Source organism: Cellulophaga geojensis KL-A, from assembly GCF_000568425.1.
Classification (GTDB): Bacteria; Bacteroidota; Bacteroidia; order Flavobacteriales; family Flavobacteriaceae; genus Cellulophaga; species Cellulophaga lytica.
Window position 1 is genome coordinate 32683 of sequence record NZ_ARZX01000026.1, and the last position, 17751, is coordinate 50433.

The 17751-nt window shown below is 33.8% G+C and carries 8 protein-coding genes; 5 read left to right on the top strand and 3 right to left on the bottom strand.

What is annotated here, in order from left to right; all coding sequences use genetic code 11:
- Positions 1–142 precede the first annotated feature (142 nt).
- Genes KLA_RS15450 through KLA_RS15470 form a run of 5 tightly spaced genes read left to right on the top strand, consistent with a single transcriptional unit; the run spans position 143 to position 10254 of the window.
- Positions 143–3226, top strand: coding sequence for a SusC/RagA family TonB-linked outer membrane protein (locus tag KLA_RS15450; protein WP_013621989.1), 3084 nt, complete (start codon positions 143–145; stop codon positions 3224–3226).
- Positions 3227–3230: 4 nt separating this feature from the next.
- A complete protein-coding gene (locus KLA_RS15455; protein WP_013621990.1) occupies positions 3231–4766 on the top strand; it encodes a RagB/SusD family nutrient uptake outer membrane protein in 1536 nt (511 codons plus the stop codon).
- Positions 4767–4785: 19 nt separating this feature from the next.
- Complete coding sequence (locus KLA_RS15460) at positions 4786–6150, top strand: SusF/SusE family outer membrane protein (RefSeq protein WP_013621991.1); 1365 nt, start codon at positions 4786–4788, stop codon at positions 6148–6150.
- Positions 6151–6205: 55 nt separating this feature from the next.
- The gene (locus KLA_RS15465; protein WP_034646835.1) at positions 6206–9547 is read left to right on the top strand and encodes an alpha-amylase family glycosyl hydrolase; all 3342 of its coding nucleotides are present in this window, start codon (positions 6206–6208) and stop codon (positions 9545–9547) included.
- On the top strand, positions 9547–10254 hold the full coding sequence (locus KLA_RS15470) for a hypothetical protein (protein ID WP_034646837.1): 708 nt from the start codon (positions 9547–9549) through the stop codon (positions 10252–10254). Before KLA_RS15465 ends, KLA_RS15470 begins: the two co-directional genes overlap by 1 nt.
- A gap of 63 nt (positions 10255–10317) precedes the next feature.
- Here KLA_RS15470 and KLA_RS15475 read toward each other — a convergent pair whose 3' ends face one another.
- The 3 genes from KLA_RS15475 to KLA_RS17700 all read right to left on the bottom strand — a co-directional run.
- Positions 10318–12261: an OmpA family protein gene (locus KLA_RS15475; protein ID WP_013621994.1), complete on the bottom strand. Its 1944-nt coding sequence runs from the start codon at positions 12259–12261 to the stop codon at positions 10318–10320.
- Between the two features lies 1 nt (position 12262).
- On the bottom strand, positions 12263–13216 hold the full coding sequence (locus KLA_RS15480) for a type IX secretion system membrane protein PorP/SprF (protein ID WP_034646840.1): 954 nt from the start codon (positions 13214–13216) through the stop codon (positions 12263–12265).
- A gap of 9 nt (positions 13217–13225) precedes the next feature.
- Positions 13226–17751 (bottom strand): Ig-like domain-containing protein (locus tag KLA_RS17700; protein ID WP_152536857.1); only part of this gene is annotated, 4526 nt, incomplete at its 5' end.

A 17751-nucleotide genomic window follows, 5' to 3' on the forward strand; every position in this document is an offset into this window, starting at 1 on the left:
ACACTTTTTGATAAAGTTGTTAACATGCAACGCGTTGCGTAACTCTGTAGATTTGTTAAATTAAAGTTAAGCTTATACTTTCACTGAGCGAAATATAAAAATGTGTTAAGTTTTAATCAAATTATTAACTCAAACTAACTTTATGAATAAACTAAAAAACATCTTTTTAGGTGTGTTTCTTTTTTTTCCACTGCTGTTTTTTGCACAACAAACAGTATCTGGTAAAATTACAGACAATGTAACAAAAGCTCCATTATTAGGAGTTAATGTTGTTGTAAAAGGAACAACAAACGGATCTATTTCAGATTTTGACGGATTGTACGAAATTAGAAATGTAAATATGGGTGATGTACTTTTATTTACTTCTATTGGTTATAATCCTAAAGAAGTGAAAGTTACTTCTAGTACTTTAAATGTAGAAATGACAGAATCTACAGAATTACTAGATGAGGTTGTACTAATTGGTTACGGTAGTGCCAAAAAAGAAGATTTAACGGGTTCTGTAGATGTGTTATCATCTAAAGACTTTAACCAGGGCTCTGTGGTTTCTGCAGACCAATTGTTAACTGGTAAAATGGCTGGTGTACGTATTACATCTAACGGTGGGCAACCAGATGCAGCACCAAATATTAGAATTAGAGGTGGTTCTTCATTATCTGCAAACAATAGTCCATTAATAGTTATAGATGGTATTCCAGTAGATAATACTAACCCTGCTGGTGTAGGCAACCCTTTGTCTCTAATAAACCCTAATGATATAGAAAGTTTTAGTGTTTTAAAAGATGCTTCTGCTACTGCTATATACGGTTCTAGAGCTTCTAACGGTGTTATTATAATTTCTACTAAAAAGGGTACATCTGGCGAAGTTAAGTTTAACTTTTCATCAGACGTGTCTGTTAGTAATGTTGCTAACTCTATAGATTTAATGAATAGTCAACAATACGTTAGTTATATTCAGCAATACCACCCAACTTACACTAATTTATTAGGTATAGATGATCCTAGTACAAATGTTACAGATAATTTGGCTACTCCAGGTATAGAAGGAAGAATACTTTCAGATACTGATTGGCAAGACGAAATTTATAGAACAGCAATATCTACAAACACAAACTTTAGTGCTAGAGCAAATTTAGGAGGTAAAATTCCTTTTAGAGGTTCTATAGGTTACACAAATACTGGTGGTGTAGTTAAAACTAACGATTATGAAAGAGTTAGTTTATCTGCCAAATTAACACCAACTTTTTTTGATGATCACTTAAAAGTAAGTTTAAATGCTAAAGGATTATATTCTGAAAAAAATGCTATTGATGAAGGCGGTGCTTTAGGAGGGGCTGTAAATATGGATCCTACAAAGCCTGTTTTTGATGTAAACCCAAACAACCGTTTTGGAGGATTTTACCAAAATACAATTGTAGATGGTAATAGATTATTGCTAGATGGCCAGAGTAATCCTTTGGCATTATTAAAACAAAGAGAAAGGCCAGAAGAAGTAAAACGTTTTTTAGGAAATATAGAACTAGATTACAAATTACATGCTTTGCCAGAATTAAGAGCAGTTTTAAATTTAGGTTTAGAAGCATCTAAGGCAAACATTGAAGAAAGGTTTTTAGATAATTCTATTGCTACTTACAGGTTTAATAACGCAGATACAGATATTAATACCAATTATTTGTTTAATCCAGGTGTTAATTATACAGAAAATCAAGATATTACAAATACAACACTAGATGCTTACTTAGTTTATACTAAAGAGTTTGATGGCTTTGTAAAAAGATTTGAAGTACAAGGAGGTTACTCTTACCAAAATTTTAAAAATGATGGAACATCTGTTCAATACAGATACAATGATGAATCAGGTTTAAGAGAAGAGTTAATAAATCCCAACAATTTAAATAATAGGTATTATAATGTACTAAACCTACAATCTTACTTTGGAAGAGCAAATATAGATTTAGCAGAACAGTTTTTAGTAACATTATCTTTTAGAGCAGATGGTTCTTCATTATTTACAGAGGAAAATAGATGGGGATATTTTCCTGCGGCAGCGGTTGCTTGGAAAATTGGTAATGCTGGTTTTGTAGAAAACTCTAATGTTATTAATGACCTAAAATTAAGGTTAGGAGCAGGTAAAACAGGACAGCAAGATATTACTGGCGCTGTTGGTTATTACCCGTCTTCACCATTATTTACTATTGGTTCTACTACTAGTCAGTACTTAAGTGGAGTAAACTTATACTCTGCTAAGGCATTTAATCCAGACTTAACTTGGGAAAAAACAACAACATATAATGTTGGTTTAGATTTTGATTTATTTGCAAACGGAATTGTTTCTGGTTCTGTAGATTTTTATCAAAAACAAACAAAAGATTTACTAGCAAGAACAGCTGTGCCTCCTGGGCAAGCATTATCAGATGCATTTGTACAAAATGTAGGTGAAACAGAGAGTAAAGGTTTTGAAGTAAATTTAAACTTAAGACCTATTAGCACAGAAGATTTTACCTTAGAGTTTAATTCAAATGTTGGGTACAATAGATCTGAGGTTACTAGTTTAAAAGATGTAACTAGAATTACTGCGGCAGAGTCTGGTTTACCAACAGGTACAGGAGTAAGTTTAGCATACCATGCTGTAGGTTACCAACCATATTCTGCTTGGGTATTTAAGCAGGTTTATGACACAAATGGAGATCCTATTTCTAATGCATTTGTAGATATTAACGGTGATAATGTTATAAATAATGATGATAGATATTATGAAACATTAAGGCCTAATTGGACTTTTGGTTTTGGTCTTAATTTTAACTATAAAAACTGGGACCTAAGTTCTAGCTTTAGAGGACAATTAGGAGGTCAAGTATACAACGCAAGAAGGTTAACTTCTGGTTGGATTGATAGAGCTATACCAAACAATAGTAATAGTTTAAGTAATGTATTGGATTTTAATTCTGATGCAGCTACCACTTCTTTTGCAAATGTGCAGGGTAATATTCCTTTCTCAGATTATTTCTTAGAAGATGCTTCTTTTTTAAGAATGGAAAACATTGTTATTGGTTTTAGAGTACCTAATTTCTTAAAAGATACTTCTTTAAGAATATATGGTGCTGCTAATAACCTTTTTGTTATAAGTGATTATAGCGGACAAGACCCTGAGAATTTTAACTCAATAGATAACAATTTCTACCCAAGACCTAGAGTATTTACCTTGGGATTAAATTTAGACTTTTAGGATTATGAAAAAAATTATAATAGCTTTTCTAGGTATAACTATGTTAGTTAACATAAGTTGTACAAAAGATTTAGATACAGATCCACTAGTAGAATTAACTTTAGAAGAATTAATTAACAGAGATCCTAATGCTGTACAAGGTATTGTTTCTAGATTATATGGTTCTTTTGCCTTATCTGGTCCAGATGGTCCAGGTAGTTCAGATATTAGTGATGATGCAGGTGAATCTCCTTTTTTAAGAGGGATTGTAAATTTACAAGACTTTACTGCAGACGGTATTAAAAACAGATGGGGAGATGATGGTTTAGACCAACTTACAACTACAACTAACTGGGATGAAAATAATAAGTTCTTTAGATACCTTTACAACAGAATTTATTATACAATTCCGCAATGTAATAACTTATTATCTGTATTAGATAATGTAGATACAGAAGGTAAAGAACAGGTAATTGCTGAGGTACGTTTTTTAAGGTCTTTAGCATACTACTACTTAATAGATACTTTTGGGAAAGGTGTACTGGCTACAGAAGAAAACTTTGGATCTTCGGCCCCATTACCAGAAGCTACAAGAGCAGAGTTATTTGCTTATGTAGAGTCAGAGTTACTAGATGTTGTTGAAACTTTACCAGATTCTAATGACTATGGTAGAGCAAACAAGGCTGTTGGCAATATGTTACTAGCTAAACTGTACATTAATGCAGAAGTATACACAGGTACAGATAAGTTTGCAGAAGCACTAACTTCAATAAATAAAGTAATTACAGATGGTGGATACAGTTTAGCAGATAGCTATGTAAGTATATTTTCTGCAGATAATAATACATCACCAGAAATAATATTACCATTAATTGCAGACGCAGTAACTAGTCAAAGCTACGGTAATACTACTTATATTGTTAATGGCTCTAGTAGTTCAGAAACTATGACTTTAGCAGACTATGGATTAACAGATGGTTGGGGAGGACATAGAGCATCTAAAGGTTGGTACGGTTTGTATGGAGATTTAGAAACTTCTACAGATGAAAGAGCTAGTTTGTTTTTTACAGAGGGCCATTCATATGAAATGAATGATTATAAAACTTGGACAGATGGTTACCCTCCAATAAAGTTTAGAAATACTAATGCTTTAACACCTTCAACAGCTCCAACACCTTTTTCTAGTACAGATTTTCCTTTGTTTAGGCTAGCAGATGCTTACTTAATGTTTGCAGAATGTGCTGTTAGAACAAATCAAAATTTAGGCGAAGCATTAGGATACGTAAACCAAATTAGAGAAAGAGCCAATGCAGAGCCAATTAGCGCAGGAGATTTAACACTAGATTTTATTTTGGATGAACGAGGTAGAGAGCTAAACTTAGAAGGACACAGAAGAACAGACTTAATCCGTTTTGGCAAATTCACAGGCAGCACATACCTATGGCCATGGAAAGGTGGGGTGTTAGAAGGTACATCAATACCAGATACATATAAATTGTTTCCTATTCCTTTACAGGCTTTAGAAGCAAATCCAAACCTAAAACAAAACAACGGATACTAAATAACTAAAAACCATAACTATGAAAAATTTAAAAATTATAGGATTATTTATCCTAGCTGTTGCAGGCTTATCTTCTTGTGAAGACGATGATAATTTAATATACACCGCACAAACACCATCTGAAAATGTAGCTTTTACTAGCACGTTTTTAAATGAATATGTTTTAACTGATGAAACTAAGGCAAACGTAGCAGAACGCTTTGTTTGGAACTCGCCAGACTTTGGTATTGCTACGCCCAATGCATATGATTTACAAGGTTCTGCTACCGAAGATTTTGCAGAAGTATTAGAACTAGGTTCTACACCAAATAACAATAAGGCAGTTACAGTAGAAGAGATGTTAGAGTTGGCTACAATTGCTGGTTTAGATAATGACCCTAGTACTGCAGATATGCCAAATACAGGTGTATTGTATTTTAGAGTTAGAGCTTATGTTGGTGATGGTGCAGAAAATGCTCCAGAAAGCTTTTCTGAAGTAACAGCATTAAATGTTGTACTACCAGAAGATACAGGAGCAGGTAGTGGCATAGAAATGTCTTCTTGGGGTATTGTAGGTTCTGCAGCTAATGATTGGGGTGCAACACCAGATATTCCTTTTTATACAACAGAAACACCAGATGTTATTGTTTCTTATGCAAACCTTATTGCCGGTGAAATTAAATTTAGAGAAAACAATACATGGGGAGGAGATTTAGGTGATGCTACCTTAGATGGTATTTTAGATGCAGACCCAGATAACAATATTGTTATTGCAGAAGCAGGTAGTTATAAAGTTACTATTAATTTAAGTGATAATTCTTATACTATTGAAGAATACTTTTGGGGTATTGTAGGTAGTGCAGCTCCTAACGGATGGGATGGTCCTAACGTAAAATTAGCGTATGACTATAATACAGATACTTTTAAGGCTGTAGTTCAGTTAATTGATGGTGAAATGAAAGTTAGAATGAACGATAAGTGGGATACTAGCTATGGTGACGGAAACTTAGATGGTGTATTAGATACAGACGCAGACAATAATATTGCTGTTACTGCTGGCTATTACTTATTAACGGTTAACTTTAATACTTTAGAGTATACATTAGAAGAAACTACAATTTGGGGCTTAGTTGGTTCTGCTACTCCTAACGGATGGGACGGACCAGATACTAAATTCACTCCAGATTTTGCTAATCCTGGCGTGTGGACTATAGATAGTATTGACTTAGTAGACGGGGAAATAAAGGTTAGAGCTAATGATGCTTGGGATACAAGTTATGGTGATTTAGAATCAGACGGAATATTGGACACGGAAAATGACAATAATATTAGTGTTGTTGCTGGTACATATAAAGTTACTATAGATTTTTCTGATGAAGCTTCTCCTACAATAGTAATAGAATAAAGTAAATAAACTTAAAAGGGTTGCACATAGTGCAACCCTTTTTTAATAACTGACTATGAAAAAAACGTTACTACTTCTTTTTTTGTTTTTTACTACGCTAGGTTTTGCTCAACAGCAAAATGTAACTTATTCGGTTTCTCCAGATACTTTTGGAGAAAATGAAGAAATTACGATTACTGTTTCTAATTTAGATGTATCTACTTGGGGTGTATCAGATGTATATTTATGGGCTTGGTCCTTAGATGCAGACGGTGAAAACTCTCAGGATTCTCCTACAAATGGTAGCTGGACAAACTCTAGCGAAGACCAAAAACTTACCGCTAATGGAGACGGTACTTATAGTTTTGTCTTTACTCCATCTAGTTTTTTTAATAGAACTAATATTGGACAAATAGGAATGCTAATAAAAGCTAAAAATGGCGACGGAGATAAAAAAACACAAGATTATATTTTTAATGTTGGTACGTTTCAATTTAACTTAAATTCACCAACAGAAACTACAACCGTATTAAATTCTGGAGATAATTTATCTATTGAGGCTACTTCTTCTATAAACGCAACATTTGTTTTAAAAGCAAATAATGTAATAGTAGACACGCAAACAGGAATTACTGCATATAGTTATACGTATACCATAGCAGAAAATACTAATTTTAGTTTAGAGGTTACTAATGACACAGAAACTAAATTGGCAACATTTAATGCTGTAGTTTCACCAACAGTAGAGGAAGCTCCAGTACCTGCTGGTATGTTAGATGGTATAAATTTAGATCCGCTAGATGCTACAAAAGCAACACTTGTTTTATATGCTCCTTTAAAAGATTTTGTGCACGTTATTGGTGACTTTAATAATTGGCAAATAAACAATAACTATCTAATGAAAAAAGATAGTACTACAGATAGGTTTTGGATAGAGTTAACTGGTTTAACGCCACAAACCAATCATATGTATCAATATTTGGTAAATTTTGAAATTAATGTAGCAGATCCTTATTCTACTTTAGTTTTAGATCCATACTCAGATCAATATATAGATGAGGTTACATATCCTAATTTACCTGCTTACCCAACAAATTTAACAACAGAAGCTGTTACCATTTTGCGTACTGGTGATGCAGATTATAATTGGCAAACAACAAATTTTGTTGCTCCAGATAAAACAGATTTAGTAGTTTATGAGGTATTACTTAGAGATTTTGATGCGTTGCATTCTTTTGAAGCTTTAGAAAATAGGTTAGACTATATACAAAAATTAGGAATAAACGCAATAGAACTTATGCCTGTTAGTGAGTTTGATGGTAATGAAAGTTGGGGATACAATCCGTCTTTTCATATGGCATTAGATAAATATTATGGCACAAAAGATGCTTTTAAAAGTTTGATTGATGAATGCCATAGTAGAGGTATTGCTGTAATCTTAGACGTAGTTTACAATCACGCTAGTGGTCAAAACCCATATTTTAGGTTATGGAATGATAGCAATGGTGGTTTAGGCGGTAAGGTTACTGCAGATAATCCATTTTTTAATGAAGAGGCAAAGCATTCTTATAGTGTTTTTAACGATTATAATCACCAATCTACAGCTACACAAGAGTATGTTAAACGTACTGCTCAATATTGGATAGAGGAATATAATTTAGATGGTTTTAGATGGGATTTAACAAAAGGATTTACTCAAAATTGTACTGCAAATGACGAGAGTTGTACCAATGCATATCAGCAAGATAGGGTAGATGTCTTAAAACAATATGCAGATGACCAATGGGAAGTAAATGATGATTTTTATATCATTTTTGAACATTTAGGAGGTATAACAGAAGAAGAGCAGTGGGCAGATTATAGAGTTGCAGAAGGCAAAGGCATTTTACTTTGGAACAAACAAACAGAGGCTTATAACGAGGCTTTAATGGGGTATAATACAGGCGGAAAGTCTAATTTTTCTGGTGTGTCTTATGCTCAAAAAGGATTTAAGCAAGCGTCTGCAGTATCTTTTATGGAAAGCCATGATGAGGAACGATTGCTTTACAAGAGTTTAAACTTTGGTAATGAAGAAGGTAATTATTCTACTAAAAATTTAAATACTGCTTTAGCGCGTTTGCAGACGGCAGGAGCATTCTTCTTTACAGTTCCGGGACCAAAAATGATATGGCAGTTTGGAGAATTAGGGTATGATATTTCTATTGAAGAAAATGGTAGAGTAGGCAACAAACCAATTTTATGGGAGTATGCAAATAACCCTAATAGAAAAGCAGTTTACAATAGCTGGAGCAAGATTATCAACCTTAAGAAAAAAGCAGAAGTATTTAGCACTACTAATTTTACTGTTGATGCATCTAATGCTAGCGGATTAAAAAGGATTCATTTAACATTAGAGAGTGCTACAACAGACCAAATAAAGCATATTGTTGTTTTAGGTAATTTTGGAATGTCTGCTCAAAGCATAACTGCAGATTTTCAAGAAACTGGTACGTGGTATAATTTATTAGAAAAAAATACTCCTTTAGAGGTAACAACAACCGCTACAGGCTTAAATTTAGAGGCAGGTGAGTTTGTAATTTATGCAGATAAACCTTTTGTAGACCCTAATGATTTGGATAGTGATGGTGTTGCAAATGTAGACGACGCCTGCCCAAATACTCCAATTGGTACTACTGTAGATGTTACCGGATGCAGCTTGTTTACATTGCCAGTTACCAACTATCAAATAGCTACAGTTAGTGAAACTTGTAAAGATGCTAACAACGGAAAAATTGCTATTACTACTACAGAAAATTTAAATTATACGGTATCTATAACCGGTCCTAGTGGTTTTTCTTCTACTGAAGATTTTACAACAGAATTTAGCTTAGAAAATTTAAATGCAGGCACGTATACTGTTTGTTTTACTATTAATGGTGAAACTGGTTATGAGCAGTGTTTTACGGTACTTATTTCAGAACCAGAAGATTTATCGGTTTCTTCTAAAATAAATACTTCTGATAAAAGTGCTAGTTTAACCCTTAAAGGAGCGGATGTTTATTTTGTAACCATAAATGGCGTTACGTATGAAACCACAGAAAACAATATTAACTTAAACTTACAACCAGGAATGAATAGAATTTCTGCAGAAACAGGAATAGATTGTCAGGGTAAGTTCACTGAAGAGGTTTTTGTATCTGAGGAGGTTAGGTTTTTTCCTAACCCAGTACAAACAGAGTTAAAAGTGTATTGTGCTGGTAAGGACTTAAATGTAACATACACTTTGTATGATTTTACAGGAAGGCAATTAGAGTCTAACACAAAAGAGGTGGATGCTAATAGAGAAATTTCAATTGCTACTTCAGCCTTAAAAAAGGGTAAATATGTAGTAACTGTAAAAGGAAAAACTATACGTAAAACATTTAAAATTATTAAGTAATGTATACAAAGTATTTTAAAATATACGGATTTATAATAGCCATACTTTTAACAAGTTGTGGCGGAGGAGGAGATGATAGTCCGTCTGAGCCAGAAGTTTTTCCACCAGCAGAAGCAGTATTAAGTTTACCTGCAAATGATGAGGTTTGTTTAACGGGCGTATCTATAAACAGTACGCAGGCTACAGTAACATTTACCTGGCAAACAGCACCTAATGCAGATAGTTATAGTGTTGTGCTTAAAAATTTAGCAACCCAACAAGTAAATACATTTTTAGCAACAACAGAAACAACAGATATTACTTTAACCAAGGGAGAACCTTACTCTTGGTATGTTGTTTCTAAATCTAGTACATCAACAGAAACTGCAGAAAGTGACGAATGGAAATTTTATTTGGCAGGAGACGGAATTGTAAATTATGCACCTTTTATGGCAGAAGCAATATCACCAGAGATAGGAGGAACAGTTTCTGCGTCTAATAATAAAGTAACTTTAAGTTGGCGTGGTACAGATGTAGATAATGATATTAAAGACTATGAAGTTTTTGTAGCAACAACATCACCACCAGCTACAAGTATAGGTACAACTACAGATGCTTTTTTAGAGCATACTGTAAGTTCAGGAACGGTTTACTATTGGCAAGTTGTAACAACAGACCAAGAGAATAACAGTTCCAATTCACAAATATTTGAGTTTAAAGTTAATTAAACCAAGTGTGTTAGTAAGTTTTGTTTGGCCAGAAATAGTAGTATTTCTGGCCTTTTTTTATATTTATTTGTTTATAATTATAAATTCTGATCTCCTGTTAACTGCGTGTTCTTCATTGGAACATTTTACACCGTTTTTACATTTATTAAGTAGTTGAGACTCACCAAAACCAATACCTGTTATTCTACTAGCATCTACACCTTTAGATACAAGATATTTTACGGTAGATTTTGCTCTTCTGTTAGATAGCCATAAATTGTAGGTATCACTTTCTGTACTATCTGTATGTGCACCAACCTCTATAACTACTGTTGGGTTTTCTAACATATAATTAGCAACTTTGTCTAAATCTGGGTAAGACTCTACTCTTAAATACGAACTATTTGTATCAAAATAAATAGATTTTAATTTTAAATAGTTAGACAAGTCAGAGCCTACAGAAGTTGCTTCTTTAGAGTTGCTTAACTCCAAAACTACTTCTTCAATTTTGTTTTCATTTTTAGGAGAGTACATATATTTTACAGCATCTGTATAACCATTACTTTTAGCTATAAATCGGTATTTTTTTTCAGGTAAGTTAAGAGCTGTTGTAAAGGCACCATTTTCATCACTTACGGTTTCTATTAAATTATTATTTTCATAATCATAAATAGTTACAGTAGCATTTGCAACAAGTTGTTTGGTTGTTTTATCTATTACTATACCATTAATTTTTGCATTTAAAGATTGTAGCGGAGGATCACCAATAAAGGTATAAATGTCATCACTACCTTTACCTTTTGGTCTGTTAGAAGCAAAATATCCTTCGTTTTTAGATTCGTTTACAATTAAAGAAAAATCATCTTGTTTGCTATTTATACCTTTTCCCATATTAGCAACCTCAGCATTTTCTTGTTGTAGGTTGATGTAAAAAATGTCTAAACCACCCAAGCCAGGGTGTCCGTCTGAAGCAAAATATAAGGTTTCAGATTCAGATATGTAAGGGAACGTTTCTCTGCCTTCGGTATTAATGTTAGCGCCTAAATTTTGCGGAGTTCCAAAGCTTCCGTCACTATTAATAGCTACAACAAAAATATCTGAAGCGCCAAGCGTACCAGGCATATCTGAAGCAAAATAAAGCTTGTCTTCTTCATAATTTAACGTTGGGTTGGCCACAGAATACTCATCACTATTAAAAGGCAGCTCAGTAACATTTGCCCATTTTCCGTTTTCTAATGTAGCCTTATAAATTTTAAGTCTACTTAATCCGTTTTTATCTGGAGAAAATTTACCATTTTCTGAGTTATTTCTTGTAAAATATACAGTTTTGCCATCTTTAGTAAATGCAGTAGAAGACTCGTGTGTTTTAGTATTTAATTCTTTAGCAAAACTACCAAGGTACATAAAATTAGAACTGTCTTTTTTTGCAGTATGTAAATTTAAAAATGGCCTATTGTTCCACTCGTGTACATTATTTATTAAAAAACCAGTGTCTCTAGCACTAGAAAAAACTAAGGTATCTTTATAGAAAGATGGAGCAAAATCTGACTCTACAGAGTTAGACTCTAAATTGGTTAGAATATATTTTTGTGCTATGTTTTTGATGCGTTCTAAATAGTTTTGCTTTTCAATAAATTTAGAGGCTCTTAAATCTTTATTTTTAATAGCGTTAAATTGAAGCATTATTTTATCTGCTTCTGTGTAATTACCAGTAGACCTAAGTGTTTGTGCGTATTTAAACAAATATTCAGAATCAGAATTTTTAAGGTCTGGTGTTATTAGTTTAGCATAGCAATTAGCAGCTTCTTTATAGTTTGCATTTAGGTAATAAGCATCACCTAATTTTTTATAAATATCTATAGATGTTTCCCCTTTTTCTATTGCTTTAGTATAAGCATCTATTGCAAGTGCATATGCTTTGGTATTAAAAAGGCGGTCTGCCTCTGTTAACTGTTTTGTTTGTGCAATTGCAGTAAAATGGGTTATAGCTAATAAAAAACTACCAATTATAATTTTATGTATTTTCATATTAAAAGAATCTTGGAGTTAGTGCGTTTCTAAATTTAGATTTAAAATCGTATCTAAGAAAAACCTCAAAAGAGCCATCGTTAAAAGTAGTGCCTCCAAGGGCAGTAGTTTCTTTGTCATAGGCTAAACCTACCATTAATCTTTGTGTGGCTTGTATGCCAATAAGAGCACTTAAAGCGGCATCCCATCTGTAAGCAACACCCATAGAAAATTTGTCTTTGTATAAAAACGTAGTAGAAACATCTACTTGTAGCGGAGCGCCATAAGTTGTTTTTAATAGGGTAGCGGGTTTCATTTTTAAATCGCTATTTAAATTAAAAACATAACCTGTAATTAAATACCAGTTTACTTGTTCTTCTGCAATGTATGATGTGCTTGTAGACGACTCATCAAAATGTTTTGTTTCTAAAAAATTAGGAATAGATAAACCCGCATAAAATTTATCTTCGTGGTAATAAATACCAGCGCCAAAATTTGGAGAAAATTGTTTGTCTACGCCATTATCTGGTGTGGCAACTGTAGGGTTATTAGCTCTTAATTTATTGTGATCTATATTTAAAAAATGACCACCAGCTTTTAATCCAAATGAAACTTTCCCTTTTTCTGATGCTTTTATTGTATAGGAATATAAGGCATCTATATAGGTGTCTTGGTTAGTACCATTACCAATTTCATCATTAATAACAGAAATTCCTAAACCAGATTTAGCAGAAACAGGAGCGTGAATGTTAAATGTTTGTGTAACAGGAGCACCATCTAAACCAACCCATTGTGAACGGTGTAATGCAGCAATACTTAATGCACCTCTAGAACCAGCATAAGCTGGGTTTATAGAAATTGTATTGTACATATACTGCGTATATTGCGCATCTTGCTGTGCAATTGCGCCTATAGTAAGTAACAGTACACCAATTAGGCTGCATACGTGTTTTTTATGTTTATATATTGATATCATTTTTTACAATTAATTTAGGTATAAGTAGCCATTTTTAGTTTTAGGGTCTCCTTTTTTCACATAGTTAATGATGTAATAATACACACCAGCAGGTAATGTACTACTAGATTTAACTACTGCTCTACCATTAGAAATACCCGTAAATGCTCTTGAGGCATTGTCATAAGATTTTGTGCTATATACTTTTACACCCCATCTGTTAAATATTTCTACAGTATTATCAGGAAAAGCTTCTATGTTTACTATAACAAACGTGCCGTCTGTAGTACCAGGTGTAATATTTTCATTTTGTATTTCTATATCACAAGCAACACCTAAAGGAGGTGTACCACCAACCGAGTCACAAGCATCTAATGGGTCTGTGTTATCTGTAACTTCTTGCCCATCTAAAATTCCGTCTTTATCTGTATCAGGATCTTCAGGATCTGTGCCAATTGCATTTTCTTCTGCATTAGTTAAGCCGTCAGCATCACAGTCAGACGTATCTAAAGGTGTTCCGTTAAGAGAATCACAGTCATCCAAAGGATTGGTGTTATCTGCAATCTCTTGTCCGTCTGTAACACCATCATCATCTGTATCTGCGTCATTAGGGTCTGTGCCAAGTGCAGCTTCATCTTCATTAATTAACCCATCATTATCAAAATCATCTGTAATAAAAATAACAGCTGTATTTGTATTACCTGCTGCATCAGAAACAGTAATATCTAATGTACTAGGAAAACCTAAACTAGGTAAAGTACCACTAATTGGAGTAGCCGTGTTTGTATCTAAACTAAAGTTACCTGCAGCATCTGTTGTAACTGTATAAGTAACTTCTGGTGTACCGTCAGCATCAACATCAATAGCAATAGTTAAAGTTTCATTTGCACTACCAGTACCAGTAATAACAGGAGTAAGGTTATCTGTTATTTCATCGTTTACAATAGGAGCTACGGTATCTATAACAATAGGGTATGCTGCAGAAGAAAAACTAATGTTGCCAAAAGCATCACTTGCTACTGCAGTAATATCATAGTTTCCATCTGGTAAAATAGTTGCACTGTGGTCTAAAGTCCAATTACCTGTAGCATTAGCAGTTGTAGTACCTATTATTACACCATCAATATAAATATCTATAATTCTATTTGGTTCAGATGTTCCAAAAATGGATAGTGTATTGTCAGATGTAATTGCATCATCAGGAATATTTGTATCAATACTAATGCTACTAATAACAGGTGTAGCAATAGTTGCAGTTTGTACATTGTATAGTTTAATAGCAGCAACTGTATTGTTATTGCCTGCAGAGTCTGTAGTAGTTAAATTAGCATCTATAGTAGTATCTGCATCTAAAGCTAAATTATTTCCAGACACTATTATACTAAACGTTCCGGTATTACTAACAGTACCTGTTGTAGAAACACCGTTTATTAATAATGTAACCGTATCTCCGGTATTAAATTCTCCTGTAGCAGAACCTGTAATTGTTATATTTTGAGAAGCTTCAATAGCATTAATGGTATTATCAGTAGTTACATCATCAATAATAATTGTAGGTGTAGGAGCTGTAATATCTAAAGCATATATTTTTGTTGCATTAATTGTATTACTATTACCAACACTATCTGTGGTAACCAAGCTAGCGTTTATTGTTACATCTGCATCTGCAAGAAGATCTCCACCACTAACGGTAATGCTAAAAATACCAGAAGCATTAACAGTACCTGTTGTAGAGACACCGTTTATTAATAGTGTAACTGTATCTCCGTTATTAAATTCTCCTGTAGCAGTACCTGTAATAGTTATGTTTGATGTTGATTCTGCGGTATTTATAATATTATCTGCAGTAACATCATTAATTGTTAGCGTAGGTGTAGGAGCAGTAACATCTACATTATATGTTTTATTTGTTGTTCCAGTACCTGTGTTTCCTGCTGTGTTTGTTGTACTAACACTACCATTTACAGTTAGGTCTGCATCTGCAGTAAGCTCTGTCCCCGGAATAGGCATACTAAAGTTGCCTAAAGCATCTATTGCATTGGTGTATGATATGCCGTTTACTACTAAAGTAACCACATCACCAGTTAAAAAGTCGCCACTAATATTACCAATTACTGTTATTGTGGTTGTAGCTTCAGTAGTATTAATAGTATTGTCTGCCGTAATATTGTTAATTGTAATAACAGGCATAGGCAAAGTAGTATTTACATTATAAATTTTACTGTTTGTAGCAGTACCAACATTACCAGCCACGTCTAAGGTATTTACCACGCCATTTATAGTGAAATCTGCATCTGCAGCAAGATCACTACCACTAACAGGAATGCTAAAATTACCAGAAGCATCTACACCATTAAAATATGAATTTCCATTTATAGTAATAGTCACAAGATCTCCAGTATTAAAATCGCCACCAACAGTACCTGTAATAGTTATAGTTGATGCTGCCTCATTGGCATTTACTACATTGTCTGCAGTAACATCATTTATTGTTAGTGTAGGTATAGGAGCTGTAACGTCTACATTATATGTTTTAGTTGCATTTACGGTATTGCCATTTCCAGAGCTATCTGTAGTTGTAATTGAAGCATCTATTGTTGTGTCTGTATCTGCAGCAAGATTACTACCGTTAACAGAAATACTAAAATTACCAGAGGCATCTACAGTTCCAGTGCTTGAAACACCATTAATAACAAGGGTTACATTGTCTCCAGTATTAAATTCGCCACTAACAGTACCTGTAATGGTTATGTTTGATGCTGCTTCTGTAGCATTTATAGTATTATCTGCAGTAACATCATTTATTGTTAGTGTAGGTGTAGGAGCAGTAACATCTACATTATATGTTTTAGTTGCATTTATGGTATTTGTATTACCAGAATTATCTGTAGTTATAATTGAAGCATTTATAGTTGTATCTGAATCTACAGCAAGATCACTACCATTAACAGGAATACTATAGTTGCCAGAAGCATCTACACTTCCAGTGCTTGAAACACCATTAATAACAAGGGTTACATTGTCTCCAGTATTAAATTCTCCTGTAACAGTACCCGTAAGAGTTATGGTTGATGTTGATTCTGCTGTGTTTATAATATTATCTGCAGTAACATCATTTATTGTTAGTGTAGGTGTAGGAGCAGTAACATCTACACTATAAGTTTTAGTTGTATTTACTGTGTTTGTGTTTCCAGAATTGTCTGTGGTTGTAATTGATGCATCTATTGTTGTATCTGCATCATCTACTAAGTTGCTACCACTAACAGGTATGCTAAAGTTACCAGAGGCATCTACAATTCCTGTATTAGAAATACCATTGATAAGAAGAGTTACATTGTCTCCAGTATTAAATTCTCCTGTAACGGTACCTGTAATAGTTATGCTACCCGCAGCCTCTGCTGAGTTTACGGTATTATCTGCAGTAACATCATTAATTGTTAGCGTAGGCGTAGGCGCAGTAACATCTACATTATAAGTTTTAATTGCTGTAGCTGTTCCTATATTACCTGCAGTATCTGTTGTACTGACACTACCATTTATGGTAGTATCTGTATCAGTAGCAAGATCACTACCGTTAACAGAAATACTAAAGTTACCAGTAGCATTTGTAGTTCCAGTGCTTGTAACACCATTAATTACCAGAGTAACCGTATCACCTGTATTAAAATCATCACCAACAGAACCTGTAATAGTTACGGTTGATGCTGCCTCAGTGGTATTAACTACATTATCTGCAGTAACGTCATTTATTGCTAGTGTAGGTATTGGTAGTGTAGTATCTATCGTTGCAGAATCGCTTCCGTTTGTACTTGTATTTCCTGCAGCATCAGTGACTGATGCTGTGACAGTAATGGTATTACCATCACCCGGACTAACAAAACTTGTAGTTACAGTACCAGCAGTAATGTCGGCAGCAGTTAAAGTCTGATTGGTACCGTTTATAGTTAAAATATCATTTTCTACAGCTTCAGCAGGTAAAGTAATGGTAACATCAATATCACCTACCAATTCTGTACTGTTTATAATAGCGTCGTTATTAATATCTTCACTAATTACAACTACAGGAGCAGAAGTAGCAGCAGTGTCAATTACAGCAGAATCGCTTCCGTTTGTGCTTGTGTTTCCTGAGGCATCAGTTATTGATGCTGTAACAGTAATGGTATTACCTTCACCCGGACTAACAAAACTTGTAGTTACAGTACCAGCAGTAATGTCGCCCGCAGTTAAAGTTTGATTGGTACCGTTTATAGTTAAAATATCATTTTCTACAGCTTCAGCAGGTAAAGTAATGGTAACATCAATATCACCCACCAATTCTGTACTGTTTATAATAGCGTCGTTATTAATATCTTCAGTAATTACAACTACAGGAGCAGAAGTAGCAGCAGTGTCAATTACAGCAGAATCGCTTCCGTTTGTGCTTGTGTTTCCTGAGGCATCAGTTATTGATGCTGTAACAGTAATGGTATTACCTTCACCCGGACTAACAAAACTAGTAGTAACAGTACCAGTACTAATATCTGTGGCAGTTAAAGTTTGATTGGTACCGTTTATGG

Coding starts and splice junctions, on each gene's coding strand:
- KLA_RS15450 (WP_013621989.1), top strand. CDS start 143: ATGAATAAACTAAAAAACATCTTTTTAGGTGTGTTTCTTTTTTTTCCA.
- KLA_RS15455 (WP_013621990.1), top strand. CDS start 3,231: ATGAAAAAAATTATAATAGCTTTTCTAGGTATAACTATGTTAGTTAAC.
- KLA_RS15460 (WP_013621991.1), top strand. CDS start 4,786: ATGAAAAATTTAAAAATTATAGGATTATTTATCCTAGCTGTTGCAGGC.
- KLA_RS15465 (WP_034646835.1), top strand. CDS start 6,206: ATGAAAAAAACGTTACTACTTCTTTTTTTGTTTTTTACTACGCTAGGT.
- KLA_RS15470 (WP_034646837.1), top strand. CDS start 9,547: ATGTATACAAAGTATTTTAAAATATACGGATTTATAATAGCCATACTT.
- KLA_RS15475 (WP_013621994.1), bottom strand. CDS start 12,261: ATGAAAATACATAAAATTATAATTGGTAGTTTTTTATTAGCTATAACC.
- KLA_RS15480 (WP_034646840.1), bottom strand. CDS start 13,216: ATGATATCAATATATAAACATAAAAAACACGTATGCAGCCTAATTGGT.